The 24190-nt window shown below is 71.8% G+C and carries 27 protein-coding genes; 21 read left to right on the forward strand and 6 right to left on the reverse strand.

All coding sequences use genetic code 11. The annotated features are described in order from the left end of the window. Positions 1-34 precede the first annotated feature (34 nt). Positions 35-652, forward strand: coding sequence for a hypothetical protein (locus tag A3862_RS11305; RefSeq protein ID WP_111473597.1), 618 nt, complete (start codon positions 35-37; stop codon positions 650-652). A 146-nt stretch (positions 653-798) separates the two neighbouring features. Next, positions 799-1815: an asparaginase gene (locus A3862_RS11310; RefSeq protein WP_043386909.1), complete on the forward strand. Its 1017-nt coding sequence runs from the start codon at positions 799-801 to the stop codon at positions 1813-1815. Positions 1816-1896: 81 nt separating this feature from the next. Here the strand turns inward: A3862_RS11310 and A3862_RS11315 are convergent, their stop codons facing one another. After that, positions 1897-2151 carry a hypothetical protein gene (locus A3862_RS11315; protein WP_043386906.1) on the reverse strand — a complete coding sequence of 85 codons (255 nt, stop codon included), beginning with the start codon at positions 2149-2151 and terminating at the stop codon, positions 1897-1899. A gap of 295 nt (positions 2152-2446) precedes the next feature. Here A3862_RS11315 and A3862_RS11320 point away from each other — a divergent pair, with 295 nt between their 5' ends. From A3862_RS11320 to A3862_RS11355, 8 genes are all read left to right on the forward strand, one after another. After that, positions 2447-2791 carry a hypothetical protein gene (locus A3862_RS11320; RefSeq protein ID WP_043759339.1) on the forward strand — a complete coding sequence of 115 codons (345 nt, stop codon included), beginning with the start codon at positions 2447-2449 and terminating at the stop codon, positions 2789-2791. 195 nt (positions 2792-2986) lie between these two features. Then, complete coding sequence (locus A3862_RS11325; RefSeq protein ID WP_051044756.1) at positions 2987-3277, forward strand: hypothetical protein; 291 nt, start codon at positions 2987-2989, stop codon at positions 3275-3277. Positions 3278-3424: 147 nt separating this feature from the next. Further along, positions 3425-4321, forward strand: coding sequence for a CBS domain-containing protein (locus A3862_RS11330; protein WP_111473598.1), 897 nt, complete (start codon positions 3425-3427; stop codon positions 4319-4321). Continuing rightward, a complete protein-coding gene (locus A3862_RS11335; protein ID WP_043386900.1) occupies positions 4318-5637 on the forward strand; it encodes an HlyD family secretion protein in 1320 nt (439 codons plus the stop codon). Before A3862_RS11330 ends, A3862_RS11335 begins: the two co-directional genes overlap by 4 nt. An 8-nt stretch (positions 5638-5645) precedes the next feature. Further along, entirely contained in the window at positions 5646-8390 is a 2745-nt protein-coding gene (rbbA, locus tag A3862_RS11340; protein WP_111474337.1) for a ribosome-associated ATPase/putative transporter RbbA, read from the forward strand. A 19-nt stretch (positions 8391-8409) separates the two neighbouring features. Further along, on the forward strand, positions 8410-9531 hold the full coding sequence (locus tag A3862_RS11345) for an ABC transporter permease (RefSeq protein WP_111473599.1): 1122 nt from the start codon (positions 8410-8412) through the stop codon (positions 9529-9531). A 103-nt stretch (positions 9532-9634) separates the two neighbouring features. Next, the gene (locus A3862_RS11350; protein ID WP_111473600.1) at positions 9635-11491 is read left to right on the forward strand and encodes a PHA/PHB synthase family protein; all 1857 of its coding nucleotides are present in this window, start codon (positions 9635-9637) and stop codon (positions 11489-11491) included. A gap of 12 nt (positions 11492-11503) precedes the next feature. Further along, positions 11504-12901 (forward strand): bifunctional enoyl-CoA hydratase/phosphate acetyltransferase, encoded by a 1398-nt coding sequence (locus A3862_RS11355; protein WP_043759320.1) that lies wholly within the window; start codon positions 11504-11506, stop codon positions 12899-12901. Positions 12902-13188: 287 nt separating this feature from the next. Here A3862_RS11355 and A3862_RS11360 read toward each other — a convergent pair whose 3' ends face one another. Beyond that, positions 13189-13557: an SPW repeat protein gene (locus A3862_RS11360; RefSeq protein ID WP_043759318.1), complete on the reverse strand. Its 369-nt coding sequence runs from the start codon at positions 13555-13557 to the stop codon at positions 13189-13191. Between the two features lie 77 nt (positions 13558-13634). Here A3862_RS11360 and A3862_RS11365 point away from each other — a divergent pair, with 77 nt between their 5' ends. Then, positions 13635-14516 (forward strand): RMD1 family protein, encoded by an 882-nt coding sequence (locus tag A3862_RS11365; protein ID WP_403091468.1) that lies wholly within the window; start codon positions 13635-13637, stop codon positions 14514-14516. Here A3862_RS11365 and A3862_RS11370 read toward each other — a convergent pair. Next, complete coding sequence (locus A3862_RS11370; RefSeq protein ID WP_075380915.1) at positions 14506-15072, reverse strand: flavodoxin family protein; 567 nt, start codon at positions 15070-15072, stop codon at positions 14506-14508. The two genes, A3862_RS11365 and A3862_RS11370, sit on opposite strands and share 11 nt — an antisense overlap. A gap of 191 nt (positions 15073-15263) precedes the next feature. Between A3862_RS11370 and A3862_RS11375 the strand changes: the two genes are divergently transcribed. The 5 genes from A3862_RS11375 to A3862_RS11395 all read left to right on the forward strand — a co-directional run bounded on the left by A3862_RS11375 (position 15264) and on the right by A3862_RS11395 (position 20357). Beyond that, positions 15264-16082, forward strand: a complete 819-nt coding sequence (locus tag A3862_RS11375) for a universal stress protein (RefSeq protein WP_043386946.1) — start codon at positions 15264-15266, stop codon at positions 16080-16082. Positions 16083-16288: 206 nt separating this feature from the next. After that, positions 16289-16708 carry a CBS domain-containing protein gene (locus tag A3862_RS11380; RefSeq protein ID WP_043761449.1) on the forward strand — a complete coding sequence of 140 codons (420 nt, stop codon included), beginning with the start codon at positions 16289-16291 and terminating at the stop codon, positions 16706-16708. 263 nt (positions 16709-16971) lie between these two features. Next, on the forward strand, positions 16972-17502 hold the full coding sequence (locus A3862_RS11385; protein ID WP_043759316.1) for an Hsp20/alpha crystallin family protein: 531 nt from the start codon (positions 16972-16974) through the stop codon (positions 17500-17502). Between the two features lie 101 nt (positions 17503-17603). Next, positions 17604-19622, forward strand: a complete 2019-nt coding sequence (locus A3862_RS11390) for an erythromycin esterase family protein (RefSeq protein WP_043759314.1) — start codon at positions 17604-17606, stop codon at positions 19620-19622. A gap of 39 nt (positions 19623-19661) precedes the next feature. Continuing rightward, a complete protein-coding gene (locus tag A3862_RS11395) occupies positions 19662-20357 on the forward strand; it encodes a dienelactone hydrolase family protein (RefSeq protein WP_043387178.1) in 696 nt (231 codons plus the stop codon). A 214-nt stretch (positions 20358-20571) separates the two neighbouring features. Here the strand turns inward: A3862_RS11395 and A3862_RS11400 are convergent, their stop codons facing one another. From A3862_RS11400 to A3862_RS11410, 3 genes are all read right to left on the reverse strand, one after another. Further along, positions 20572-20925: a c-type cytochrome gene (locus tag A3862_RS11400; protein WP_043352630.1), complete on the reverse strand. Its 354-nt coding sequence runs from the start codon at positions 20923-20925 to the stop codon at positions 20572-20574. Beyond that, entirely contained in the window at positions 20922-21296 is a 375-nt protein-coding gene (locus tag A3862_RS11405) for an SPW repeat protein (RefSeq protein WP_043387180.1), read from the reverse strand. The genes A3862_RS11400 and A3862_RS11405 overlap by 4 nt, the downstream gene beginning before the upstream one ends. 71 nt (positions 21297-21367) lie before the next feature. Continuing rightward, positions 21368-21607: a biotin/lipoyl-containing protein gene (locus tag A3862_RS11410; RefSeq protein WP_043352632.1), complete on the reverse strand. Its 240-nt coding sequence runs from the start codon at positions 21605-21607 to the stop codon at positions 21368-21370. Positions 21608-21782: 175 nt separating this feature from the next. On the opposite strand from A3862_RS11410, the gene A3862_RS11415 reads away from it, so the two are divergent. The 5 genes from A3862_RS11415 (at position 21783) to A3862_RS11435 (ending at position 24130) form a co-directional block, all read left to right on the forward strand. Next, on the forward strand, positions 21783-22301 hold the full coding sequence (locus A3862_RS11415) for a potassium channel family protein (protein ID WP_043759311.1): 519 nt from the start codon (positions 21783-21785) through the stop codon (positions 22299-22301). Positions 22302-22385: 84 nt separating this feature from the next. Further along, positions 22386-22601, forward strand: coding sequence for a hypothetical protein (locus A3862_RS11420; RefSeq protein WP_043387181.1), 216 nt, complete (start codon positions 22386-22388; stop codon positions 22599-22601). Positions 22602-22613: 12 nt separating this feature from the next. Next, entirely contained in the window at positions 22614-22871 is a 258-nt protein-coding gene (locus tag A3862_RS11425) for a hypothetical protein (RefSeq protein ID WP_043759309.1), read from the forward strand. Between the two features lie 110 nt (positions 22872-22981). Further along, positions 22982-23434 carry a response regulator gene (locus A3862_RS11430; protein WP_043759308.1) on the forward strand — a complete coding sequence of 151 codons (453 nt, stop codon included), beginning with the start codon at positions 22982-22984 and terminating at the stop codon, positions 23432-23434. 48 nt (positions 23435-23482) lie between these two features. After that, a complete protein-coding gene (locus tag A3862_RS11435) occupies positions 23483-24130 on the forward strand; it encodes a BON domain-containing protein (RefSeq protein WP_043759307.1) in 648 nt (215 codons plus the stop codon). Positions 24131-24190: the final 60 nt, after the last annotated feature.

Here is a 24190-nt window from a genome sequence, read left to right on the forward strand (position 1 = left end):
GCGAATCCGGCTCATCCGTGACCCGAGCCCCCTCATGAGTACCGTCTCATCCACCGCGACATCGCAGCTCTCCGCGCAGCGATGGTCGCCGCCTCCGTCGCCCAAGACCCAGATGTCCGACACGATCAGCAGCGCGCTGTCGGCCGGCACGATCAGCAGCACCGACGCGACGGCGCTGACCAGCGCCCTGAGCAGCATCGATTCGAGCCTGTCGTCGGACAGCTCCGCCTCGGGCAGCACCACGACCCGGTCCAAGCTCGACCCGTCCTCCATGAAGGACAGGATCGACGGCCTGATCGCCGATCAGGTCAGCAGCGGCAGCCTCACCACCGACCAGGCCACGGAGCTGAAGAACCTGTTTTCCAGCCACGGCCAGAGCCTTCAGAGCGCGGACGCCACCGGCGACGTGTCCGGGCCGGACGGTCCACCGCCCGGCCCCCCGCCCGGTCCGCCGCCGGGGAGCGCCGCCTCCGGCAGCACCGGCAGCGGGACCTCGTCCTCCACGTCGGTGACGCAGTCGACGAACGACCTCCTCTCGACCTTCATGCAGCAGCTCCAGAGCACCCAGTCGGTCGGCGCCGGCTATGGCGCCAACGGCACCACCAACAGCAGCAGCAGCCTCTCGGCCCTTCTGGTCGACTTCCAGAGCTGAGCCGGCGGTGCGGGCGTGGCCGGCCGAGGGGGCCGCCCGCCCGACGCATCGCCCGCCTGCGCGCGGCCGGGGTCGACCTCGGCCGCGCGACGCGGCATCACTCCGCCATCGCATTCGCGCGACCGGACAGGGTCGGGAGGCACGGCATGGCGGCAGGATCGGGGACCGGATTGCCCAAGGTCGCGTTCATCGGCACGGGCGGGACGATCTCGTCCCTCGGGCGCGACACCCTCGACATCCTCGACTACACCGCCACCGACCGGCGCCTCGAAGCCGGCGGCATCCTGGAGGCGGTCCCGGAACTCGCCACCGTCGCCACGGTGGTGCCGGTCCCGTTCCAGGCGGTCCCGAGCCCGGCGATCGGATTTGCCGAGTGGCGCGACCTCGTGCGCCTGTGCGAGCGCCTCGCGGCCGAGCATGCGGATCTCGCGGGAATCGTCATCGGGCACGGCACCGCCACCCTGGAGGAGACCGCCTACGCCCTGAGCCTGACCCTGACGATCGACCTGCCGGTGGTGCTGGTCGGCTCGCAGCGGCCGATGAGCGCCCTCTCCACCGACGCCAAGCTCAATCTCGTGGCCGCGATCCGCACCGCCGCGGCGCCGGCCTCCCGCGGGCGCGGCGTGCTGGTGGTGCTCAACGACGAGATCCAGGCGGCGCGCGAGGTGACCAAGACCTCGGTGGCCCGGCTTCAGACGTTCCGGACGCCGGATTTCGGCGTGCTCGGCCATGTCGACGGCGACAGCGTCCGCTACTATCGCCGCTCCGAGCGGGCGCACGCACCGGGCACGCCCTTCGACATCCGCAGCCTGCCCGCGCTGCCGCGGGTCGATATCGTCTATGGCTACGCCGACGCGGACGGCACCGCGGTCCGGGCCTTCCTGTCGGCGGGCGCGCGCGGCCTCGTCGCGGCCGGTCTTGCCCCGGGCATGACCCCGCCGGCCGAGGCCGAGGCCCTGGAGGCGGCGGCTGCCGCCGGGATCGTGGTGGTGATGTCGACCCGGGCCGGCAGCGGCGTCGTCCCGCTCACCACCCGGCTGCGCACCCGCGGCATCCTCAGCGCCGACAACCTCACCCCGCAGAAGGCCAGGATCCTGCTGGCCCTGGCGCTGACCGTCACGACGGAGCCGGAGGCGGTGGCGCGGCTGTTCGCGACCTATTAGGGGACCGGCTCGGCGCGAGAGGGGGGCGGGGCCGCGGTTCGGGCCGATCCGCGCCGGGGTCGTCCGCGCCCGGCCGGAGGATCACCGAGTGCAGCCGACGCAGATGCCGCGGGTGATGGCGTCGTCGCGGATCTGCTCCGGCGTGCGCCGCTGGATCTGGCTGCTCTCGTCGACGTCGATCTTGTCCGGTTTCGGCACGGTCGCACCGCTCTTGGCGATGTAGTCGCTTCGGTTGGCCGCAACATCCATCGAATCCGGCCTGTCGCCGGCCCGGACCAGAGCCGACGAGACCACCGCAAGAGCGATCGAACATCCGAGAACGAGAGGATACCGCATGGCCGCCTCCGCCGTAGAGGTAGAGCGTGTGACGGCATCACAGTCCGATCCGGGTTCCCCGCATTGACCTATCGCAAGGCTCGGCCCGCGTGCGGCGCCGGGCTCGTCGTCATTGGCCCGGTTGCCGTTGCGCTAGATCAAGGCTCGCCGGCCGGGGGCGAGCAGAGTTTGCCGCGGGTCCGCGCCCCGCATCCGGGCCGTCGAGGACCGCATCGTCGCTCTCGTCTGGACGGAACGGCCGGGCAGCGGCAGACCGGATCGCCCGTGAACCCGCAGCCAGCCATGGAGACGCGCTATGACGGACAGCCACGCACACGAGGTCGTCGAGCATGAGGGCCGGGGCGGGGAGGGCGCCCATCCGGATGAGCGGCTTGCCGGCCGCATCGGCGAACACGTGAGACGGGCCCTGCAGGACATCCTGAAGAGCCCCGAAGCGCTGCGGCAGGCGATCCATCTGGGACCGCACGAACACGCGCTGAGCCGCCGGGTGGCCAACGGCCACGATCCGGCCGCAGTGGCGGCGCTGCTCGCCGCCGGCGGCGTCGGCTTCGGGCTGGCATGGCTGATCTTCGGCCAGCATTGGCACCGCACGGATTACGTCGCGCGCCGGATGAGCCACAGCAGCGAACGGATGGCCTGACGCCGTTTCACGGCCCGCCGGGCCGAAGCCTGCGGCACCGGCCTGCGCGCGGGACCCCGATCCCGCACGGGGGAGGGCGCCGCCTGTCGCCTCACCCCGGCGGTTGCGCCGTCCCGTCGGCCCGCACGTTGCGCTGGATCAACGCCCAGGCTGCGCCGACAGCGATGAATGGCAGACCTGCGAAGAGGTGAAGCCATGAAACGCGATCTCGCTACGAACCTGAGCGAAGAGACCGAACGGGTCGGCGCCCGCATCGACAAATCCTACGAGAAACTGGCGCTCAAGCTGCGGCGGCGGGCCGACAAGGCGCGCGCGGCCATGGTCAAGTGCAAGAACCGCATCAAGCGGGCCGTCCTCCAGCGGCGGTTCGAGATCTACGCGAATGCCGCGCGCGATATCGACCAGTCCGTGATGGACCGGCAGGCCTCGCCGGGACCGGTGCTGCGGCTGAAACCGGACGAGCGAGGCACGCCCGCTCAGACGTGATTCCGGGCCGCGGCGGGCCCTCCGTCCGACCGGGCTTGATCCAGCGCAAGGCGGGCCGAAGGTTGGGCTGCGCACCCTGCTCCGTGGCCGGCCGCCCTGCCGATGCCGGTTGATCGATGCCCCGATCCCAAGCCGGGGAGGTTGTGAATGCCAGCGCTCACCCCCGTTCCGGATCACGCCCCAGGGCCCGATGCCCCGTCGCCGTCCGCGGGCGACCGGTCGCACCTGAGGCTGCATCCCCTGTGCGCCCGGCAGATCATGTCGGCGCCCGTCGTCAGCGTCTGCCCCGACACGGCCCTGCGGCGCGCGATCGATCTCATGCTCTACGCCGAGATCAGCGGCCTGCCGGTCATCGATGCGCAGGGCGCGCTCGTCGGCATGGTGACGGAGGGCGATCTGCTCCGCCGGGCCGAACTCGGCACCGAACACCGCATGTCGCGCTGGATCGCGTATCTGCGCAGCCCCGGCCGGCTCGCCGAGGATTATGTCCACGCCCACGGCCGGCGGGTCGAGGCGGTGATGTCCAGCCCCGTGACCACCGTGACGGAGGACACGCCCCTGCAGGCGATCGTCGAGACCCTGATACGGGCTCGGATCAAGCGGGTGCCGGTCCTGCGCGGGCACGCCGTCGTCGGGATCGTGAGCCGGGCGGATGTCGTCCGGGCTCTCGGCGCCGCCTTGGACGCGGACGGGACTGCGGGCCACCGCAGTGATGACGAGATCCGTCAGGACATCCTCGCGGCCTTCGACCAAGCCGTCTGCATCCCGAAGGCCACCATCGCGGTCGCCGTCCGGCACGGAACGGTCGAGCTCCACGGCTGGATCGCCGACGAGCGGGAGAGGGGCGCGGTGCGCGCCGCCGTCGACGGCGTTCCGGGCGTCGTCGCCCTGCGCGACCATCTGACGTGGGTCGAGCCGATCACCGGCACGGTCCTGCCGGGCCCAGACGACGCCCGGGCGGAGGATTCCGCCGCCACGCATCCCGCCACGCATCCCGCCACGCCTGCCGACAGCGCCGTACGGATCGAGGGCGCGTCCCCATGAGCGTGGACACCGTCCTGCCCTCCGTCAGCGCCCGCAACCGGACGGCGGAGGTGCTTCGTGACAAGGTCGTCCCCGCGCCCGGGGCCAGCGTCCCGTCTCCCGCGCCATGCCCCCCCGCCGGGCCGGATCGGCGATCACGCGGCCTGTGGCTCACGGCCGCCATCGTGCTGCTGATTCTCGCCGGGGGCGGCTACGGGTGGTGGAAGGCCCACCGCCCGTTGCTGCCGCCGGGCTTCGCCTCCGGGAATGGCCGGCTCGAAGCGAACGTGATCGACATCGAGACCAAGTTCGCCGGCCGTATCGCGCGTCTTCTCGTCGAAGAGGGCGACCTGGTGCGGGCCGGGCAGGTCGTCGCCGTGATGGATACGCGGGATCTGGAGGCGCAGCTGAGCCAGGCGGAGGCGCAGATCCGCCAGGCCCAGAAGGGCGTGGAGGAGGCGGAGCGGACCCTCGTCCAGCAGCAGGCCCAGGTTCTCGCCACCCAGGCGGCGGTCAGCCAGGCCGAGCGCGCCGTCGCGGAGGCCCGCGCCAACATCCAGGAGCGGCAGAGCCACGTGAAGCTCACCCAGCAGGAGCTGAGCCGCTCGACCTATCTCACGGCGCGGGGCTACGCGTCCGCCGAGCAGCTCGACACGCGCCGGCAGGCGGCGGACGAGGCGGCCGCGGCGCTGAGCGCGGCCGAGGCACGGTTCGGCGGCGGCGAACATGCGCTGGAGGTCGCGCGGAAGAACGCCGACGCGGCGCAGGCCGCCCGGGAGGCGGCGGCCGCGCGGGTCGGCGCGGCCCGGCACGCCCTCGAAGCCCAGACGCAGAGCGCCGCCTTTATCCGGGTCAACATCGCCGACAATTCCCTCGTCGCGCCGCGCGACGGGCCCATCGAGTATCGCGTCGCCAATGTCGGCGAGGTCCTGGGCGCCGGCGGCAAGGTCTTCACGATGCTCGACGCCGCCGACGTCCGCATGGATGTCTACCTGCCGACGCCGGAGGCGGGCCGTGTCCGGATCGGCGCGGAGGCGCGCATCGTGCTCGACGCCTATCCTCGGCATGTCATCCCGGCGCGGGTGGTCTTCGTCTCGAGCCAGGCGCAGTTCACGCCGAAGACCGTGGAGACCCGTGACGAGCGCGACAAGCTGATGTTCCGGATCCGGGTGCGGATCGACCCGGAGCGCCTCCGTGGACGCGAGCGGCTCATCCGCAGCGGGTTGCCCGGGATCGCCTATGTGCGGACCGACGAGACGGCCGCTTGGCCGGCCTCGCTCCTCCCGAGCCCGCCGCCGGCTGCACCGGCTCCCGCGCCGATCCCCACGGCGCCCTGAGACGCGTCATGGGGCCGCCGGATCTCACCGTCGCCCGGGTCGAGCATCTCACCCACCGCTACGGCCGGACCGTCGCACTCGACGACGTGACGCTGGCGATCCCCGGCGGCCGGCTCGTGGGCCTGATCGGGCCGGACGGCGTCGGGAAGTCGTCGCTGCTCGCGATTCTCGCGGGGGCCCGGCGGCTTCAGGCGGGCCGCGCCACGGTGCTCGACGGCGACATCGCGCAGGCTCGGCACCGGGCGGCCGCGTGTCCGCGGATCGCCTACATGCCACAGGGACTCGGGCGCAATCTCTACGCCAGCCTCAGCGTGCGCGAGAACGTCGACGTCTTCGGCCGGCTGTTCGGGCAGGAGCCGGCGGAGCGGGACGCGCGGATCGCCGAACTCCTGGCCGCCACGGGGCTCGCGCCCTTTGCGGACCGCCCGGCCGGGAAGCTGTCCGGCGGCATGCGCCAGAAGCTCGGCCTCTGCTGCGCCCTGATCCACGATCCCGACCTGCTGATCCTCGACGAGCCGACCACCGGGGTCGATCCGCTTTCGCGCCGGCAGTTCTGGGAGCTGATCGGGCGCATCCGGGCGCGGCGCCCGGCCATGTCGGTGCTGGTCGCCACGGCCTACATGCAGGAGGCGGAGGCCTTCGACTGGCTCGTCGCCATGAACGACGGCCGGGTGGTCGCCACGGGCTCCCCGGAGGGGCTGCGGCGGCGGACCGGCGCGGCCGGCGTCGAGGCCGCCTTCACGGCCCTGCTGCCGCAGGCGGACGCGCCCCCGTCCCGGGCGCCGGTGCCGCCCAGGGCCGCCCCCGGGCGCGACCGGCCGATCATCACCGCCCGCGACCTGACACGGCGGTTCGGCGCCTTCACGGCGGTGGACCGCGTCAGCTTCGACATCCTGCCCGGGGAGATCTTCGGGTTCGTCGGCTCGAACGGCTGCGGCAAGACCACGACCATGAAGGTCCTGACCGGCCTCCTGCCGCCGAGCGAGGGCGAGGCGCTCCTGTTCGGGCAGCCGGTCGCCGCGGGCGGCATCGCGGCGCGCCGACGGGTCGGCTACATGTCGCAGGCCTTCTCGCTCTATGCCGAGCTGACCGTCCGGCAGAACCTCGCCCTGCATGCCCGCCTGTTCCGGCTCAGCCCCGAGGCCAGGCGCGCCCGGGTGGCCGAACTCGTCGCGCAGTTCGACCTCGCCCGCCACGTCGATCAGCGTGCCGAGGACCTGCCGCTCGGCATCCGGCAGCGCCTGTCCCTGGCGGTGGCCGTCGTCCACGGGCCCGAACTCCTCATTCTCGACGAGCCGACCTCTGGGGTGGATCCGCCGGCACGCGACCGCTTCTGGGCTCTCCTGCTCGATCTCGCGCGCCGCCAGGGCGTGACGATCTTCGTGTCGACCCACTTCATGGCCGAGGCCGAACGCTGCGACCGCCTCGCGCTGATGGATTCGGGGCGGGTCCTGGCCATCGACACCCCCGCGGGACTGGTGGCGCGTTGCGGGGCCGCCACCCTGGAGGACGCCTTCGTCACCCTCCTCGAACGGGCCGGAGCCGGCGGCACCGGAGCGCCCCCGCAGACGCCCGCGATCACGGAGGCGCGGCTTCCCCCGTCCGTCCCCCGGACGGACGGCATCATCCCGGTCAGCCCGCGCCGGCTCCTCGCCTGCGCACGTCGCGAGGCGCTGGAACTGGCGCGCGACCGGGTCCGCCTCGCCTTCGCGGTCCTGGGCACGACCTTCCTGATGCTGGTCTTCGGCTTCGGCATTTCCACCGACGTGAACAGCGTCGCCTTCGCGGTGCTCGATCACGACCGGAGCCACGCGAGCCGCGCCTATCTCGAGGACCTGCGCGGCTCGCGCTATTTCGTGGAGACCCCGCCCCTGTCGGGGTTCGGCGATCTCGAGCGGCGGCTCGCCCGGGGGGACATCGCGGCCGCGATCGAGATCCCGCCGGGCTTCGGCCGGGACGTGGCCCGCGGGCGGCCGACGCAGGTGGCGGCCTGGATCGACGGAGCCCGGCCGTTCTTCGCGCAGACCATCCGGGGCTACCTGTCCGGGGTGCACCAGCGCTATCTGTCCGATCCGCGGCGATTTCCTGCCAAGGCCGATCCGGCTCCCCAGGCCGAGATCGCGGTCCGCTTCAAGTACAACCAGGATTTCGACAGCATCTTCGCGATGGTGCCGGCGCAGATCGCCCTCCAGCTCGCCCTGATCCCGGCGATCATGATGGCGCTGGCGGTGGTGCGCGAGAAGGAGCTCGGCTCGATCACCAATCTCTACGTGACGCCCCTGACGCGCCTGGAATTCCTGCTGGGCAAGCAGCTCCCCTATATCGGCTTGGCGCTCGTCAATTTCGCGCTGATGGTCCTGCTGGCCCAGTTCGTCTTCGGGGTCCCGCTGAAGGGGAGCGCCTCGGTCCTGATCGTCGGCACGCTGATCTACGTGACGGCGACGACGGCCTACGGGATGCTGGTCTCGACCTTCGCGCGGACCCAGATCGCGGCCCTGTTCGGCACCGCCATCCTGACCGTGCTGCCCGCCACCATGTTCGCCGGGATGCTCGTCCCCGTGGCCTCCCTGTCGGGCCTGGGGCGGATCCTGGGGCGGCTCTTCCCCATGACCTATTACCTGCCGGTGAGCCTCGGGGCCTTCACCAAGGGCCTCGGCTGGGCCGACCTCGCCGGCAGCCTCGCCATCCTGGCTGTATTCGTCCCCGTCCTGACCGCGGCGGCCTGCCTGGCGATGCCCCGGCAGGAATCCTGATCGCGGACGGGACTGCGCCGTGGCCACCCTCGCGAACATCGTCTGGCTCGGGACCAAGGAGCTGCGCAGCTTCGGGCGCGACTACGTCCTGCTGGGCCTCGTCGTCTACAGCTTCTCCCTCGCCATCCTGGCGCAGGCGCAGAGCAGCTCGCAGGAACTGCACAACGCCGCGATCGCCATCGTCGACGAGGACCGCTCGACGCTGTCCCGGCAGATCACGCAGGCCTTCCTGCCCCCCCATTTCAAGCCGCCCGTCGCCATCGCCGAACGGGACATCGTCCCGGCGCTGAACGCGGGCACCCACACGTTCGTGCTCGACATCCCGCCGCGCTTCCAAGCCGACCTGCTCGGTCTGAAGCCAGCCCGGCTCCAGCTCGACATCGACGCCACCGCAATGGTGCAGGCCGGCCTCGGCGCAGCCTACGCGCAGCAGATCGTGGCCGACGAGGTCGCCCGCTTCGTCAGCCGCGCAGGGGGGCCGGCGCCGGCGCCGGTGGCACTCGTCGCGCGCATCGCCTTCAACCCCAATGCCGAGACGGCGTGGTTCACGAGCGTGATGGGGATTCTCAACAGCGTGACGATGCTGGCCATCATCCTGGCCGGTGCGGCGGTGGTGCGGGAGCGCGAGCGGGGGACGCTGGAGCACCTGCTGGTGATGCCGGTCACGCCCTTCGAGATCGCCATGGCGAAGGTCTGGTCCAACGGCCTCGTCATCCTGGTGGCCGTGGGCCTGTCCCTCGTCCTCGTCGTGCGGGGCCTGCTGCACGTGCCGATCATCGGCTCCATCCCGCTGTTTCTGGTCGGGACGGCGGCGTACCTGTTCTTCGCGACGGCGATCGGCCTGTTCCTGGGCACCCTCGCGCGCTCGATGCCGCAGCTCGGCCTGATCTACCTCCTGGTCTACCTGCCGCTCGCCATGCTGTCCGGGAGCAACACGCCGCTGGAGAGCATGCCGCCCTGGCTCGCCACGCTCCTCCAGGCCTCCCCCACGGTCCATTTCGTGGCCTTCGCACAGGCGATCCTCTACCGGGGCGCCGGTCTCGACGCGGTCTGGCCCCGCATCGTGGTGGTGAGCGCGATCGGCGCCGTGTTCGTCGTCGCGGCGATCCTGCGGTTCCGCAAGACGGTCGCCCTCCCGTGACATCGGGGGACCGCGGCCGGGGGCCGTCCGCCGCACCTTGATCTGAATCACGGGAGGGCGGCTGCGCCTGCCGTACCCTGCGCGGCGTCGCAGGAGACCGTGCATGCTCGACGCTGAGGTGAGAGACCGGGCCGAGACGGCCGCTGAGCCGCCGCGGCCCGGATTGCGTCTGCGCCCGATCCCGGAGGTCCCCAGCCCGGCATCCCGGCCCGATCCCCCCGAGGACGAGGACGATCTGGCGCCGGTCCGGCGCGCGATCGATCAGAGCGTGCACGCGTCCGTCGCCCGGATGACGGCCGGCCTCTCCCCCGCGGCCCTCGCCGAGGCGTGGTTCGACTGGGCCATCCACGCGGCCTTCTCGCCCGGCAAGCAGGCCACATTGGTGATGAAGCTCCTGCGGAAGCAGGTGCGCCTCGCGCAGTTCGCCGCCCGGAGCGCCGTCCTGCAGGGTCACGCTGCGCCGTGCATCGATCCGCTGCCCCAGGACCACCGCTTCGACGATCCGGCCTGGCAGGTCTGGCCCTTCAGCCTCGCCTGCCAGTCGTTCCTGCTGACCCAGCAATGGTGGCACAACGCCACGACCGGCGTGCCCGGCGTGTGCCGCGCCCACGAGACCATGGTCGCCTTCGCGGCGCGCCAAGTCCTCGATGCCGCCGCGCCCTCGAACCTGCCCTGGACCAATCCGGTCGTGCTGGGCGAGACCGTGCGGACCGGCGGCGCGAACCTCGTCACGGGCCTGCTCAATGCCGCCGAGGACGCCCTGCGCGCGGCCGACGGTCTGAAGCCGGTCGGCGCCGACGCCTTCCCGGTCGGCGGCGCGGTGGCGGTCTCGCCCGGCAAGGTCGTGTTCCGCAACCGGCTGATCGAGCTGATCCAGTACGCCCCCACCGTGACCGCGGTCCGGCCGGAGCCGGTGCTGATCGTCCCGGCCTGGATCATGAAGTTCTACATCCTCGATCTGTCGCCCGAAAACTCCCTGGTCCGGTACCTCACGGGCCAGGGCCACACCGTCTTCATGATCTCCTGGCGCAATCCCGGTCCGGAGGACCGGGACGTGTCCTTCGACGATTATCGCCGGCTCGGCGTGATGGCGGCCCTCGAGGCCGTCTCGGCCATCGTTCCCGGCCATCCGATCCACGCGGCCGGGTATTGCCTGGGCGGGACGTTGCTCGCCATCGCGGCCGCCGCGATGAGCCGGGACGGCGACGCGCGCCTCGCCTCACTCAGCCTGTTCGCCGCGCAGCTCGACTTCACCGAGGCCGGAGAGCTGACGCTGTTCATCGGCGAGAGCCAGATCAGCTTCCTGGAGAGCCTGATGCGCAGCCAGGGCACCCTCGATGCCCGGCAGATGGCCGGCGCCTTCCAGCTCCTGCGTTCGAACGACCTGATCTGGTCCCGGATCGTCCGCGACTATCTCCTGGGGCGGCGACAGCCGATGACAGACCTGACGGCCTGGAACGCGGACGCGACGCGCCTGCCGGCGCGGATGCACGCCGAATATCTGCGTGGCCTGTTCCTCGACAACGATCTCGCGGAGGGGCGTTTCCTGGCCGGAGACCGGCCGGTCTCCATCAGCGACATCCGCGTCCCGGTCTTCGCGGCGGCCACGGAGCGCGATCACGTCGCGCCCTGGCGTTCGGTGTTCAAGATCCACCCCCTCGCCGATACCGACGTCACCTTCGTCCTCGCCAGCGGCGGCCACAATGCCGGGATCGTCGCGCCGCCGGGGCGGAAGCAGGCCCGTCATCGGATCCGCACCACGCGGGCGACCGACCGTTACCGCGATCCCGACACCTGGATCGGGCAGACGCCGCAGTGCGAAGGGTCCTGGTGGCCCGCCTGGGCCGCCTGGCTCGCCGAGCGGTCGGGGCCGCCCGCCCCGCCGCCCGCGATGGGCGCACCGGCCTCGGGCTACGCGGTGCTCGGGGACGCGCCCGGCGCCTACGTGCTGGAAGCCTGAGCGGGTGGCCCGATGGAACCGCCCCGCTTCATCGAGAACCGCACCTTCGACGAGATCGCGGTGGGCGACACCGCCAGCCTGACCCGCACCCTGCAGGCGCAGGACATCAGCCTGTTCGCCCTGGCCTCCGGCGACGTGAATCCGGCCCATCTCGATCGGGACTATGCCGCCACGGACCGGTTCCACGGTGTGATCGCGCACGGGCTCTGGGGCGGGTCGCTGATCTCGGCGGTGCTCGGCACCGAGCTGCCCGGGCCCGGCACGGTCTATCTCAGCCAGTCCCTGCGGTTCCTGCATCCGGTCCGGATCGGCGACACGGTGACGGCGCGCGTCACCGTGCGCGCCAAGGAGGCCGCCGATCAGCGGGTCCGCCTCGACTGCGTCTGCCTGAATGCGCAGGGCGAGACGGTCATCACCGGCGAGGCCGAGGTGCTGGCCCCCGCCGACAAGGTGCGCCGGCCGCGCGTCCTGCTGCCGGAGGTCCACCTGCACGAGCGGGGCGTGCATTGGAAACCCATGATTGCGGCGGCGCGCCGCTTCGCCCCGGCGCTGACGGCCGTCGTCCATCCCTGCGATGCGGTCTCGCTCGAGGGCGCGCGCGCCGCGCGCGAGGCCGGGCTGATCGTGCCGGTTCTGGTGGGGCCGCGGCCGAAGATCGAGGCCGCGGCGCGCGCAGCCGGCCTCGTCCTCGACGGCATCGAGATCGTCGACGCGCCCCACAGCCACGCCGCGGCGGAGAAGGCGGTCTCCCTCGCCCGCGCCGGCCGGGTGACGGCGCTGATGAAGGGCGCGCTCCACACCGACGAGATCCTGGCGGCCGCCATCGCCCGGGCGACGGGCCTGCGGACCGAGCGGCGCATGAGCCACGTCTACGCCCTCGACGTGCCGAGCTACCCCAAGCCGCTGTTCCTGACCGATGCCGCCGTCAACATCGCGCCGAGCCTGGAGGAGAAGCGCGACATCGTGCAGAACGCCATCGACCTCGCCCGCGCGCTCGGCATCGCGCAGCCCAAGGTGGCGATCCTCTCGGCCGTCGAGACGGTCTCCACGAAGCTCGGCTCGACCCTCGACGCGGCGGCCCTGTGCAAGATGGCCGGGCGCGGGCAGATCACGGACGGCCTCGTCGACGGGCCGCTGGCCTTCGACACCGCTATCTCCCGCGCCGCCGCCGCCGCGAAGGCCCTCGTGTCGCCGGTCGCGGGTGAGGCCGACATCCTCGTGGTGCCGGACCTCGTGTCGGGCAACATGCTCGCCAAGCAGCTGATCCATCTCGCGGGCGCCGACGCCGCCGGTCTGCTGCTCGGCGCCCGTGTCCCGATCATCCTGACGAGCCGCTCCGACAGCCCGGAGGTGCGGCTGGCCTCCTGCGCGCTGGCGCAGCTCTTCGCCCACCGCTCCGGGACGCCCTGATGGATCCGATGCGCAGCGGGGGGAACGCCGGCGCGCCGCGCCTCGAATGCGCCCCGAGGGGCCACGGCAGCGTTACGAGCGTCACGACCACGATGGCTTCACGGCCCTCGACGGACCGAGGGCGGACCCGCGCTCCCGCACGGTCGATCCCCGACGGGGGCTCCAGCGCATCGGCGCGGGCGCCACGCCTCCAGGGCCGGATCCGACGAGGGTCGGAACGGCGGCCCCCCGGAGGACGAGGCAGGCCGCGGCACGGCGGGGGTGCGGGCCAGGGGGGCGGCGCCGGCTCAGACCTCGTAGGCCGACGGGGATTCGCGCAGGCGCCAGACTTCGGAACTCGCCGAGATGATCAGCGCGATGCCGAAGCTCACATGCGCCCACGTCGCCACCGTGGCCTCCTGGAAGCCGAGTGCCCAAGGGGCCAGGCAGACCCAGAGTCCCCCTGCCGCGATGGCGTAGACCTCCCAGTCGTAGGTCTGCATCAGCGCCAGCACGGCGAGGATCGCGACCGTGGTGCCGAAGATCCAGGCGTTCCAAGCCGCGGCGGTCTCGGACGCGAATCCGAAATACCAGGGCGCCGCGATCAGGCCGACGCCCAGCAGGAGACTCAATCCGTTCAGGAAGATGTCCTGCGATTGATTGTCGATGGTGCGCATCCTCCGCTCCCTCAACGGGTCCGGCGCGCGTGTCGCCGCCGTGCCCGGGACCGTATTGCGCGGGGCGACGGGACACCTTGCGTTGGATCAAACCGGGCGCCGGGTCCCTCTCGCGGCCGGGCATCGGATCGACGCGGTCGGGGGTTCCGCTGAGCCAGGACACGCTGCCGGTCGAACCGCAACGCCTGATCGCCCGCGCCCGGATCCTCGGCGACCGCATCGATACGGCGGGTCTCGAACGCAACGACACGCTCGCGATCAACCCGCTCGCCTTGCGGGTCGGGTGCGGTTTCGCGGTGGTCTTCCGCTACGGGGTCGTGGTGACGGTCGGGCTGTCCCCGAGCGAGGAGGAGGCGATGGCGGCAGGCCTGCTGTCGCGCGTCCGCGGTCCCGTGACGCGGCCGGAAGAGGAGACCGCCACGATCGAGATCGGGCCGGATCACGACGATCAGGTCGTGCCCGGCGGCCGGATCGCCATCCGCCAGCTGACGCCCGGGCGCCTGATCGTCATCGCCGACATCCTCGCCAAGAGCACGGCGCTGGCGCAGAACGAGATCGAGGTCGCGGCTGTCTTCGACGTGATCGAGCCCTTGGCGCGGCGCCTGGCCGAGACGGGGCGCGCATCGGGCGGCCGTCGGGCCGTCCTGAAGCATGTCGGCAGCACGCTGCTCGTCCAGCACAGGGTGTCGGGGCGCGTGGCGGTCGAGGAGAAGCCCGAGGTGCTGTGGGATCAGCCCGGCCTGGAACGCCTCTACGCGCGCCTTGAGGACGAGTACGAGCTGCGGGAGCGGACGGCCACGCTGAATCGCAAGCTCACCGTGATCGGCGCGACGGCGACCGCGCTCACCGACCTGATGCACACGAACCGTTCGTTGCGCCTGGAGATCGTGGTCGTCCTGCTGATCGCCCTCGAGATCGCGATCACGTTCCTTCCCCTGCTGCCCGCCTTCAGGCGATGAGTCCGCCGCCCGGAAGGCCGTCCGGACCGGACCGATCCGGCGCGTTGCCGTCCGCGCGGGGCCGGGCCGGGGCCGCGTCGCTCAAGCCGCGACGCGCCGTCTGGGCAAACGCGTCCAGGGACGGGCGATACGCGCCGGTCAGGACCTGGCGTTGGGTCAACGAGAGGGTGGGCATGCCGGCGCAGCCGCTGATCTGCTCCAGATCCCGGAAGAAGGCGGCCTGCGCGCCCCCCGAGCCCGAGACGGCGACGCCGAGCAGGTGCGGCGGCGCCCCGGCCTCCTGGAGGTAGGTCCGCACCGGCCCGGGAAGCCGGCCGGCCCAGACGGGTGAGCACAGGACGACCGTCTTGAACGGCGCCGGATCGAAGCGCTTCCGGATCGGCGGCCCGATCCGACGGAGCGCATGCCACAGGCCTCTCACGAATCCCGCCGCCCCCGCATAGGAAACCGCAGGCGTGATCCGATCGAGGTCGGCGCCGAGCGCGGTCGCGAGCGCCCGGGCCACCACGTCGGTCGTGCCCGAGCGCGAATAATAGACGACCAGGACGTCACGCATCGCCCGCCTCCGCGTGCCCGAGTGAGCCGCCAGGATCCGCCTCACGCCCGGGCGCGGCATTGAGGGACATCAAAGGCCGGCCGTCCGGCCTCTTTGCGATGAATCAAGGCTCGCCGTGCCCATCGGCGCACCCTGGCGGCCTGGACCGGAACGCGGATCGTCCTCCGGTTCGCCCTCACAGGATGCGCGCCATGATCAAGGATCTGCTCATCGTCGCGGACGCGGTCGGAGAGGCCGCCGGGCCCTACGCGCTGTCCCTGGCCCGGGAGGTCGGGGCCGCGGCCGGATGCCTGTACCTCCAGCCGGAGGGCGGCGACGAGGCCCCCCTGGCGGAGCTGCCCTATGGCTTCGCCCTCTCGGCCCGTGAGGCCGCCCTCGCGGTGGTGCGCGACGCCGCCGACGACCTGTCCTACGCCGCCAGAACCGCCGACGTGCCGATGGAGATGGAAACCCTGAGCGGGAGCGCGGGCGACATCCGGAGCCGCCTGCTGGATCGGGCCCGCCTCGCCGATCTCATCGTGGTCGAGCGGGCCGATCCGGGCCGCGACAAGCCGGCGGATGCCTATATCGAAGACCTTCTCCTCGGAGCGGGCCGGCCGATCCTCGTGGTGCCGGCGCGGTGGGGCCGGCCGGCGCGGTTCGGGGCCGTCACGGTGGCCTGGGACGGCAGCGCCGCGGCCGCACGGGCGCTGGCCGATGCGCTGCCGCTCCTGAGCCGCGCCGAGCGCGTGCGCGTCCTCACGGTGCAGACGGAGGCGGTGGCCGGCGTCAGCGAGGGCGGCGCCCGCGTGGTGAAGCATCTGGGTCGCCACGGCATCGCCGCCGATTACCGCGCGATCATCAGCGGCACCACCGTCGGCGAAACCCTGCTGGCGGAGGTCGCCCAGGCCGGCGTCGACCTTCTCGTGATGGGGGCCTACGGCCATTCCCGCCTGCGCGAGGTCTTCCTCGGCGGGGCGAGCCGCGACCTCCTCCGCAGGATAACGGTGCCGACCCTGATGGCGCACTGAGCCGCGGAAGGCTTCGCGCACCGGTCGCCGGGGCCCGCGGAACGCCTGTGCTTCGGGCGAGAGCTTCGGACGAAGTCTTGAGCTGAACGAAACTTCCGTTGACCTGCATCAATGCCGGTCATTCCAGCCGGAAGAGGGTTTCCGACAGAATCCGCGCGGAGGCGATTCCGGGGCGGATCCGAAACCATCAGCACGAGGCCAAGCTCATGAAAGTCCGTGACGTCATGCACAAAGGTGCGACTTTCGTCTCGGCCGAGACGCGCGTCGACGTGATTGCGCGGCAGATGCGGGATGCCGATGTGGGCGCGCTGCCCGTCAAGTCGGACGGCCACTTGGTCGGCATCGTCACCGACCGGGACATCGCGTGCCGCGCCCTGGCGGACGGCAAGGACCCGCAGACGATGACCGCGACCGACGTGATGACCACCCGGGTCGCCTGCTGCGCTCCGGATGACGATCTCGCTCTGGCGATCAAGATCATGGAGAACAAGCGGGTCCGCCGCCTTCCGGTCATCGACGCCGACCAGAAGCTCATCGGCATGGTGAGCCTCGGGGACATCTCCCACAAGGTCGGCGCCGGGCTGTCGGGCGAGGTTCTGCGCGCCGTCTCCGCGCATCATCGCTGACGAAGGCGCGCGGGCAGGCCGCCCTGGGACTGACGGCTGGATCCCGGCCGCCCGCGCGCGCCTGCGGTGCGGATGGAGATCCTGCGTGGACAGCCTGAGGCTGTCTCGATGTCTTGTTGATGTCGTCGTTTTTCCAAATATTCGTACTCTGATTATAGTTTATTTCCGTGTCTTCGGGCGCGGTTGATCTTGAGGTGGATCAATGCCGCATCGGGGTGCGGGCCCTACCGATGCGGACCACTTTTTGAGAGGAGGCATTCCCCATGGCCGAGTCTGGTACAAAAGTGTCGGTCAGCAGCGACGGGTCGGAGCGCGCGTCCGCACCGGCCGAATGGCGTCCGTTCGAGAATGTGCGCCGGGACATCGATCATCTCATCGACGACCTGGCGCGCAGCCTGAAGCGCGTGCCCTTCGATTTCCTCGGGGCGGCCACCACGCCGTTCACCGGCGGCGCGCTGTGGCAACTGTCTCCCGTGGCCGACATACAGAACAAGCCGACCTGCTACGAAGTCACGGCCGAGCTTCCCGGGATCGATGAGAAGCATGTCGAGGTCAAAGTCACCGACGGCATGCTGATGATCAAGGGGGAGAAGCGGCAAGACCAAGAACGCAAGGGCGAGGGCTTCTACCTGTCCGAGCGCCGGTTCGGCGCCATCGAGCGGGCCTTCCGCATGCCGCCGGGCGTCGACGCGAGCAAGATCGAGGCGGTCCTCAAGAACGGCGTGCTGACGGTGACGCTGCCGAAGACCGCGGAGGCGAAGGCCGAGAAGACGATCGCCGTTCAGGCCGCGTAGCCGGCTTTCGAACGCGAGCCCGGGGCGGGCCCGACGCGTCGGGTCGCCCGCCCCGGCGAACGACGATCCTGTTCCGGGATCCGCGCAGCGGGAGGGTGGCGATGGCCGAGCGCATCTTTCGCGACCGCGCCGAAGCGGGCCGGGAACTCGTCAAGGGACTCGCCGCCTTCGCCGGGCGCTCCGACGTCGTGATCCTGGCGCTGCCGCGCGGCGGCGTTCCGGTGGCGGCCGCGGTGGCCGACGCGCTGCACGCGCCCCTCGACGTGTTCATCGTGCGCAAGCTCGGCGTGCCGGGCTACGAGGAACTCGCCATGGGCGCCATCGCCAGCGGCGGTGTGCGGGTTCTCAACCAGGACATCGTCGCGTCCCTGAAGGTCCCCCCCTACCTGATCGACGCGGTCACCGCGCAGGAGCAAGAGGAGCTCCTGCGGCGCGAGCGCGTCTATCGCGGCGGGCGCGCGCCCACCGATGTCCGTGGGCGCACCGTCATCCTGGTGGACGATGGCCTGGCCACCGGCGCCTCGATGCAGGCTGCCATCCGGGCGATCCGGCAGCGCCAGCCGAAGGAGGTGGTCGTGGCCGTGCCCACCGCCTCCCGCGAGACGGTCGAGCGGCTGAAACACGAGGCGGATGCGGTCGTCTGCGCCGACCTGCCCGAACCGTTCTGGGCGGTGGGCGCCGCGTACCGGGATTTCACGCAGACGAGCGACGACGAGGTGCGCCGGCTGCTCGGGCGCGCGCAGGCCGCGGGCGCGGCCGATCCCGACGCGGCGCACGCCGACGACGCGCCGGACCCCACGGTCCTCCGCCGCCTGGGCGCGGCGGCGATCCCCCTGGAAGGCGGCCCCGACGACTACGATCCGCTGCTGGCGCTGATCGGCGACGCGCGCTTCGCGCTCCTCGGCGAGGCCTCCCACGGGACGCACGAATTCTACCGGGAACGGGCGGAGATCACCCGGCGGCTGATCACCGACAAGGGCTTCGGGGCCGTGGCCATCGAGGCCGACTGGCCGGATGCCTGGCGGGTGAACCGCTACGTCCGCGGCGACAGCGACGACCTCGACGCCGTCGAGGCGCTCGCCGGCTTCCGCCGCTTCCCCACCTGGATGTGGCGCAACACCGAGATGGTCGAGTTCGTCGAGTGGCTGCGCATCCACAACCAGGGCCTGCCGGCGCAGGCGCGGGTGGGCGTGTACGGCATCGATCTCTACAGCCTGCGCGCCTCGATGAAGGCGGTGCTCCGCTGCCTGGAAGCCGTCGACCCGGCCGCCGCCGCGGTGGCGCGTACGCGCTACGCCTGCTTCGACCGGTTCGGCGACAGCGGCCAGGCCTACGGCTTCATGACCGGGCTGAAGGGCATCGGATCCTGCCAGGAGCAGGCCGTCGCCCAGCTCCTGGCGCTGCAGCGGCGCACGGCCGATACCCTGTCCTGGAGCGGCAGCGCCGATGGCGAGGAACTCTTCAACGCCGAGCAGAACGCACGCGTCGTCAAGAGCGCCGAAGCCTATTACCGCACGATGTTCCTGGCGGAGGTCTCCTCCTGGAACCTGCGGGACCGCCACATGGCCGACAGCCTGGAGCGGCTGGTGGCGCATCTGGAGCGCCGGCCCGGCCCGGTGAAGATCGCCGTCTGGGCGCACAACTCCCATCTCGGCGACGCCCGCGCCACTGCGATGGGCGAGCGGGGCGAACTGAACCTGGGGCAGCTGCTGCGGGAACGCCACGGCCGCGCCGTCGTGAGCGTCGGCTTCACCACCTACGCGGGGACCGTGACGGCCGCCTCCGACTGGGATCAGCCGGCCGAACGCAAGCGCGTGCGTCCCGCGCGACCCGACAGCTACGAGGCCTTGTTCCACGCCCTCGGCATAGGCCGCTTCCTGCTGCCCCTCACCCTCGGCGGGGAGGCGGAGCAAATCCTCCGGACCGACCGGATCGAGCGGGCGATCGGCGTCATCTACCGGCCCGATACGGAGCTGCAGAGCCATTATGCCCGAGCCTGCCTTCCGGAGCAGTTCGACGCGATCCTCCACTTCGACGAGACACGCGCGGTGACGCCCCTGGAGCGGACGGCCGAGTGGGATGCGGGCGAGGTGCCGGAAACCTTCCCGGTCGGCCTCTGAGCCGCCGGCGCGATCCTCTCCCCAGCGGAGGAGCTGGCCATGGACGAAATCCTCGCTCCGCGCGAGCAGCAGATCCGGATTCCGGCCGCCGCGGCGTTCCTGGCGGCCGACCTGCACGTTCCACGCACGCCCCGCGGCGTCATCCTGTTCGCGCACGGTTCCGGAAGCGGCCGCTTCAGCCCGCGCAACCGCAGCGTCGCGCAGGCGCTCAATGCGGTGGGCTTCGCGACGGTGCTGGCGGACCTTCTGACCCCGAGCGAAGAGACGGCCGACCGCCGGACCGGCCAGCTGCGTTTCGACATCCCATTCCTGGCCGGGCGGCTGCGCTCCGTGGCCGCGTGGCTCTCCGGCCAGCGGGATCTGCGGCGGCTCCCGCGGGGCTATTTCGGCGCGAGCACCGGGGCTGCGGCCGCGCTGATTGCGGCCGCCGCCGAGCCGGATCAGGTCGGCGCGATCGTGTCGCGCGGCGGCCGCCCCGACCTGGCGGGCGCGACCCTGGCCCGCGTGCGGGCTCCGACGCTGCTGCTCGTGGGGAGCCGCGACCCCGAGGTCCTCGCCCTGAACGAGGCGGCCCTGGCCCGTCTGACCTGCGTCAAGCGCCTGGTCGTCGTGCCCGGTGCGTCGCACCTTTTCGAGGAGCCGGGGACGCTCGAGACGGTGGCACAGCACGCGGCGCGGTGGTTCCGGGAGCACCTGAAGGCCGATACCTCCGGCGCCTCGGTTCCGGTATCCTGACGGCGCGGAGACGCGACGGCCGCCCCGAAGGCCGCGACCCGGGCAACCGGTGCATCGCCGACGCCCAGCCCATCACTGACGCCGGAGAGCAACGGCCGTCCGGCGCGGGGCCTGCCCGGCTCCGAGGCCGTCGCGTGCGGCCTGACGGGCGGCAGGCATGTCTGCAGGCGTATCCGCGTCTCGTCCCTGACGGGCTCCGAAAGCGTGCCGCGCCTCATGGCCGGATGGCCTCGGCCTCCTTGAGGCTGAGGATGTAGTCGATGACCGCATCCATCTCGTCGCGGTCGAGCCGCAGGCTCGGCATGCGCTGGTGGTGGCTCTGCAGGAAGACGTTGAGCGCCAGTCCGGTCGTCGAGGGCATGTTGGCGATCCGGACGAAGGACGGTCCCATGGCGTCGCCGGCCTGCGGGACCCGACCGATGACGTGACACGGGCTGCAGAGCTGCGTGGCGATGGTCCATCCCCGGAGGCGGTGACCCTCGTCGGGATCGGCCGCCGCGGCGCCGGTTCCGACCGCCAGAAGGCCGGCGAGGAGCGCCGCGCAGGCGGCGGGCCGCGAGACCGTCATGGCCGCCTCGCGATCCGCAGCAGGGCCGTGGCGGAGGCGACGGCCAGGCTCCCGAGAACGACATGCGCCCAGGTCGCGCCGTCATTCGCCGCGAAGCCGAGGGCCCAGGGCGCGACCAGCGTCCAAACCCCGACGAGCAGGACCGTCCGTTCCAGCACGGCCCGGAAGCGGATCTGGTTGGCGCCGTAGAGCATGATGATGAGCAAGCCCGGCAGCAGCGCGGACCCCGCCGCACGGGCATGGTCGGTGAAGGCCAGCACCCACGCCGTCAGCACCAGCGCGATGCCGGCCGTGTACTGCAGGATGCTGACCAGAATCTCGTCCGTCCGCCACGTCGGCGATTGTGTTGGGGCCGGGTCCGCGCGGGACATGATCTGCCTCCGATAGGACCGGCCGGGCGCCGCGCCACGGCCGGTGTGGAAACCATCGCCGCGGCGCGGCGTCAGGCGTGGACCTCGGCGATGACGCAGCCGGGGTCGACCACTTGGTTCACGGGGGCGAGGACCGTCAGGCAGCCCTCGGCCGGCGAGGCGATGTCGTGCAGGGCATCGCCGATGCGGACGGCGGCCACGGCCTCGCCGGCGCGCACGCGCGCTCCGTCCGCCACGAACCACCGCTCCAGAATGCCCTCAGGCAGCATGCTGGTGGACCAGAGTTCCTCGGCCACATGCACGTCGGCCATGGTCGTCTCCCCTGTCGGGGCGCCCGTCGCGGGGCGCCGGTTGTAGAGGAGGCCATCCGGGAAGGACGCGCTTTGATCTGGATCACCGCGCGGCTGCGGGGCCGCTTGAGCCAGGTCAATGAGGTCCGCGGTGTCTCAGGCAGGGTCGAGGGGAACAGTCGTCCGGTCCAGCGCCATGCTTCTCGCCATGACGGCCAGCGTCGCCCTCGTCGTGTCCACGATCCTGGTCCTCTACGAGACGCTGCGGCTGACCTCGGAGCACCTGTCCGAGCTGCCGGTCCCGCCGCGGGTCCGCATCCTGGCCGTGGTGCTGATGACCTTCGTCGGACACACCGTCGCCGTCTGGATCTACGCCGGCGCCTACTGGCTGCTCGTGCTCCGGCTCGGCATCGGCACCTTCGCGGGCGCGCCGGTCGAGACCTTCGAGGACTGCCTGTACTTCTCCGTGGTGGCCTACACGTCCCTCGGGTTCGGCGACCATTTCCCGAGCTCGCACACGCGGCTGCTCGCCGGGGTCGAGGCCCTCAACGGCCTGCTCCTGATCGGGTGGTCGGCCTCGTTCACCTACCTGGCGATGGAGCGGTACTGGCCGCTGCACGGGAAGACGCAGGCGCACCGGGCCGCCCGGGCGGCGGCCGGCATCGGGACCGAGCCCAGCCGAGACAGTCTCTTCCCGCCGGCCCCGGAAACCTGACCGGGCGCCCATCCTTGCGCTGGATCAAGGCCGCCGGTCCCCGTGGGCCCCAGGCTGAAGGGATTCTCGGACAGGAGGCGCACCATGCGCCAATACCTCGTGACCTTCCACAAGGTCGTGCCGGACGATAGCGGCCACGACCACCGTATCCTGCAGCACCAGGTCATCGTCCCCGCCCGGTCGGAGGTGACCGCGGCCTGCGCGGCCCAGGCGCTGTTCTGCGAAGCGGCCGGCATCGTCGACTGGCGTCTGCGGGCCGACACCTGCCTGGTCGCCCAACTGTCCGAGGCCACGGTATAAGGAGGCATCCCCATGAGCCACGATCTCACCGCCCCCGTGCATTGGCAGGGCCGGCAATGGGCCGTCACCGGCTACGGCATCGAGGCGCTCGACGGCATGTACCATGTGCCGTTTTCCGAGATCCCGGAGGCCGAGGCCGGGCCTCCGGACTGGCTGGAGAATCTCTGGCACCGCTACGGCACCGACCGGGACGACCTCGCGGCGGCCCTCAGGGTGGCCCGCTCGATCCGGTTCGCGGCGAAGCCGGCCGCGGCGCGTTCCGCGGCATGAGCCCGGCACGGCCCTGTGCGGTACGGTCACGCCGCCCTTGACCTGGCGCAACGCGGACCGGACCGACCGGTCCATCCTGGCCGCACCGCAACGGCACTGGGAGACGGGCGATGAGGAGCGGACCAGGGGGCAGGCCGGTCGTGCTGGTGGCGGAGCCGCAGGCCCTGCCGGGCATGTGGCTGGAGGACGTCCTCGCCGAGGCCGGCTGCGCGGTGCGCGGACCCTACGGAACCAGCGCGGAGGCGGCCCGCTGCCTGGACGAGACGCCTCCGGACTTCGCGGTGGTCAGCATCGACCTGAATCACGGCTCCGGCTTCCCGCTGGCCTGCGCCCTGCGCCGGAAGGGTATCCCCTTCGCCCTGATCTCGGGCAACGCACGCGTTCCGCGCGCCTTCTCGGACGTGCCGCAGTTCGACCGGTTGTTCGAGGCCCGGGCGATGGTCTCCACCGTGACCGCCGGCTGCGCCGTTGCCGGCGGCACCCGGGCCTGCCCGATGCCGGATCGGAGGCCGGCGGGCGCCCCCTTTGCGCTGGATCAATGCCCGACCGCCTGCCGGGCCTAGCGTCGGCGTCGACCGGGCACGGCCTGGACCTCATCGGAGGAGACCGACATGGGCGACAAGCTGATCCGCCAGAACGTCATCGACGAGTTGGACTTCGATCCGAGCATCGACGCCGCACATATCGGCGTCGCCGTCGAGAACGGCATCGTCACGCTCACGGGCCACGTCGCCAGCTACACGGAGCGCGTCGCCGCCGAGAAGGCGGCCCAGAAGGTGCGCGGGGTGCGCGGCGTCGTCGAGGAGATCAAGGTCCGCTTCGGCGGCGAGACGCCGCCGCGCGACGAGGACCTCGCCCAGCGCGCCGTGCAGATGCTCGACTGGTCCGCGACCGTGCCGAAGGGTGCGGTGCAGGTGAAAGTTCAGAACGGCTGGGTGACGCTGACCGGCCGGGTCGACTGGCAGTATCAGAAGGAAGAAGCCTACCGGTCGATCAAGCGCCTCGCGGGCGTGGCCGGCATCCTCAACACCATCGAGGTGGCGCCGAAGGCGAGCGTGCCCGATGTGCGTGCGAAGATCCTGGCGGCGCTGAAGCGCAACGCCGAACTCGAGGCGGACGCCATCAAGGTCACCGTCAAGGACGCGAAGGTCGTCCTGGAGGGCAAGGTGAACGCGTGGCACGAGCGCCGGCTCGCCGAGAACGCGGCGTGGTCGGCGCCGGGCGTGCGCGCCGTCGAGGACCACCTGACGCTGAGCTGACCGACGCTGGGCTGAGGCCCGAACCGACGGGAGGCGCCGGCCGGGCCCGCCGTCATCCCG

Origin of the sequence: Methylobacterium sp. XJLW (genome assembly GCF_003254375.1) — a bacterium.
GTDB lineage: Bacteria > Pseudomonadota > Alphaproteobacteria > Rhizobiales > Beijerinckiaceae > Methylobacterium > Methylobacterium fujisawaense.

Bases quoted from the DNA above. Each gene is read 5' to 3' on its own strand.
- A3862_RS11305 (WP_111473597.1), top strand. From the start codon at position 35: ATGAGTACCGTCTCATCCACCGCGACATCGCAGCTCTCCGCGCAGCGA.
- A3862_RS11325 (WP_051044756.1), top strand. From the start codon at position 2,987: ATGAAACGCGATCTCGCTACGAACCTGAGCGAAGAGACCGAACGGGTC.
- A3862_RS11380 (WP_043761449.1), top strand. From the start codon at position 16,289: ATGAAAGTCCGTGACGTCATGCACAAAGGTGCGACTTTCGTCTCGGCC.
- A3862_RS11335 (WP_043386900.1), top strand. From the start codon at position 4,318: ATGAGCGTGGACACCGTCCTGCCCTCCGTCAGCGCCCGCAACCGGACG.
- A3862_RS11390 (WP_043759314.1), top strand. From the start codon at position 17,604: ATGGCCGAGCGCATCTTTCGCGACCGCGCCGAAGCGGGCCGGGAACTC.
- A3862_RS11355 (WP_043759320.1), top strand. From the start codon at position 11,504: ATGGAACCGCCCCGCTTCATCGAGAACCGCACCTTCGACGAGATCGCG.
- A3862_RS11395 (WP_043387178.1), top strand. From the start codon at position 19,662: ATGGACGAAATCCTCGCTCCGCGCGAGCAGCAGATCCGGATTCCGGCC.
- A3862_RS11350 (WP_111473600.1), top strand. From the start codon at position 9,635: ATGCTCGACGCTGAGGTGAGAGACCGGGCCGAGACGGCCGCTGAGCCG.
- A3862_RS11370 (WP_075380915.1), bottom strand. From the start codon at position 15,072: ATGCGTGACGTCCTGGTCGTCTATTATTCGCGCTCGGGCACGACCGAC.
- A3862_RS11360 (WP_043759318.1), bottom strand. From the start codon at position 13,557: ATGCGCACCATCGACAATCAATCGCAGGACATCTTCCTGAACGGATTG.
- A3862_RS11400 (WP_043352630.1), bottom strand. From the start codon at position 20,925: ATGACGGTCTCGCGGCCCGCCGCCTGCGCGGCGCTCCTCGCCGGCCTT.
- A3862_RS11410 (WP_043352632.1), bottom strand. From the start codon at position 21,607: ATGGCCGACGTGCATGTGGCCGAGGAACTCTGGTCCACCAGCATGCTG.
- A3862_RS11385 (WP_043759316.1), top strand. From the start codon at position 16,972: ATGGCCGAGTCTGGTACAAAAGTGTCGGTCAGCAGCGACGGGTCGGAG.
- A3862_RS11420 (WP_043387181.1), top strand. From the start codon at position 22,386: ATGCGCCAATACCTCGTGACCTTCCACAAGGTCGTGCCGGACGATAGC.
- A3862_RS11330 (WP_111473598.1), top strand. From the start codon at position 3,425: ATGCCAGCGCTCACCCCCGTTCCGGATCACGCCCCAGGGCCCGATGCC.
- A3862_RS11405 (WP_043387180.1), bottom strand. From the start codon at position 21,296: ATGTCCCGCGCGGACCCGGCCCCAACACAATCGCCGACGTGGCGGACG.
- rbbA (WP_111474337.1), top strand. From the start codon at position 5,646: ATGGGGCCGCCGGATCTCACCGTCGCCCGGGTCGAGCATCTCACCCAC.
- A3862_RS11320 (WP_043759339.1), top strand. From the start codon at position 2,447: ATGACGGACAGCCACGCACACGAGGTCGTCGAGCATGAGGGCCGGGGC.
- A3862_RS11315 (WP_043386906.1), bottom strand. From the start codon at position 2,151: ATGCGGTATCCTCTCGTTCTCGGATGTTCGATCGCTCTTGCGGTGGTC.
- A3862_RS11430 (WP_043759308.1), top strand. From the start codon at position 22,982: ATGAGGAGCGGACCAGGGGGCAGGCCGGTCGTGCTGGTGGCGGAGCCG.
- A3862_RS11435 (WP_043759307.1), top strand. From the start codon at position 23,483: ATGGGCGACAAGCTGATCCGCCAGAACGTCATCGACGAGTTGGACTTC.
- A3862_RS11415 (WP_043759311.1), top strand. From the start codon at position 21,783: ATGCTTCTCGCCATGACGGCCAGCGTCGCCCTCGTCGTGTCCACGATC.
- A3862_RS11425 (WP_043759309.1), top strand. From the start codon at position 22,614: ATGAGCCACGATCTCACCGCCCCCGTGCATTGGCAGGGCCGGCAATGG.
- A3862_RS11310 (WP_043386909.1), top strand. From the start codon at position 799: ATGGCGGCAGGATCGGGGACCGGATTGCCCAAGGTCGCGTTCATCGGC.
- A3862_RS11375 (WP_043386946.1), top strand. From the start codon at position 15,264: ATGATCAAGGATCTGCTCATCGTCGCGGACGCGGTCGGAGAGGCCGCC.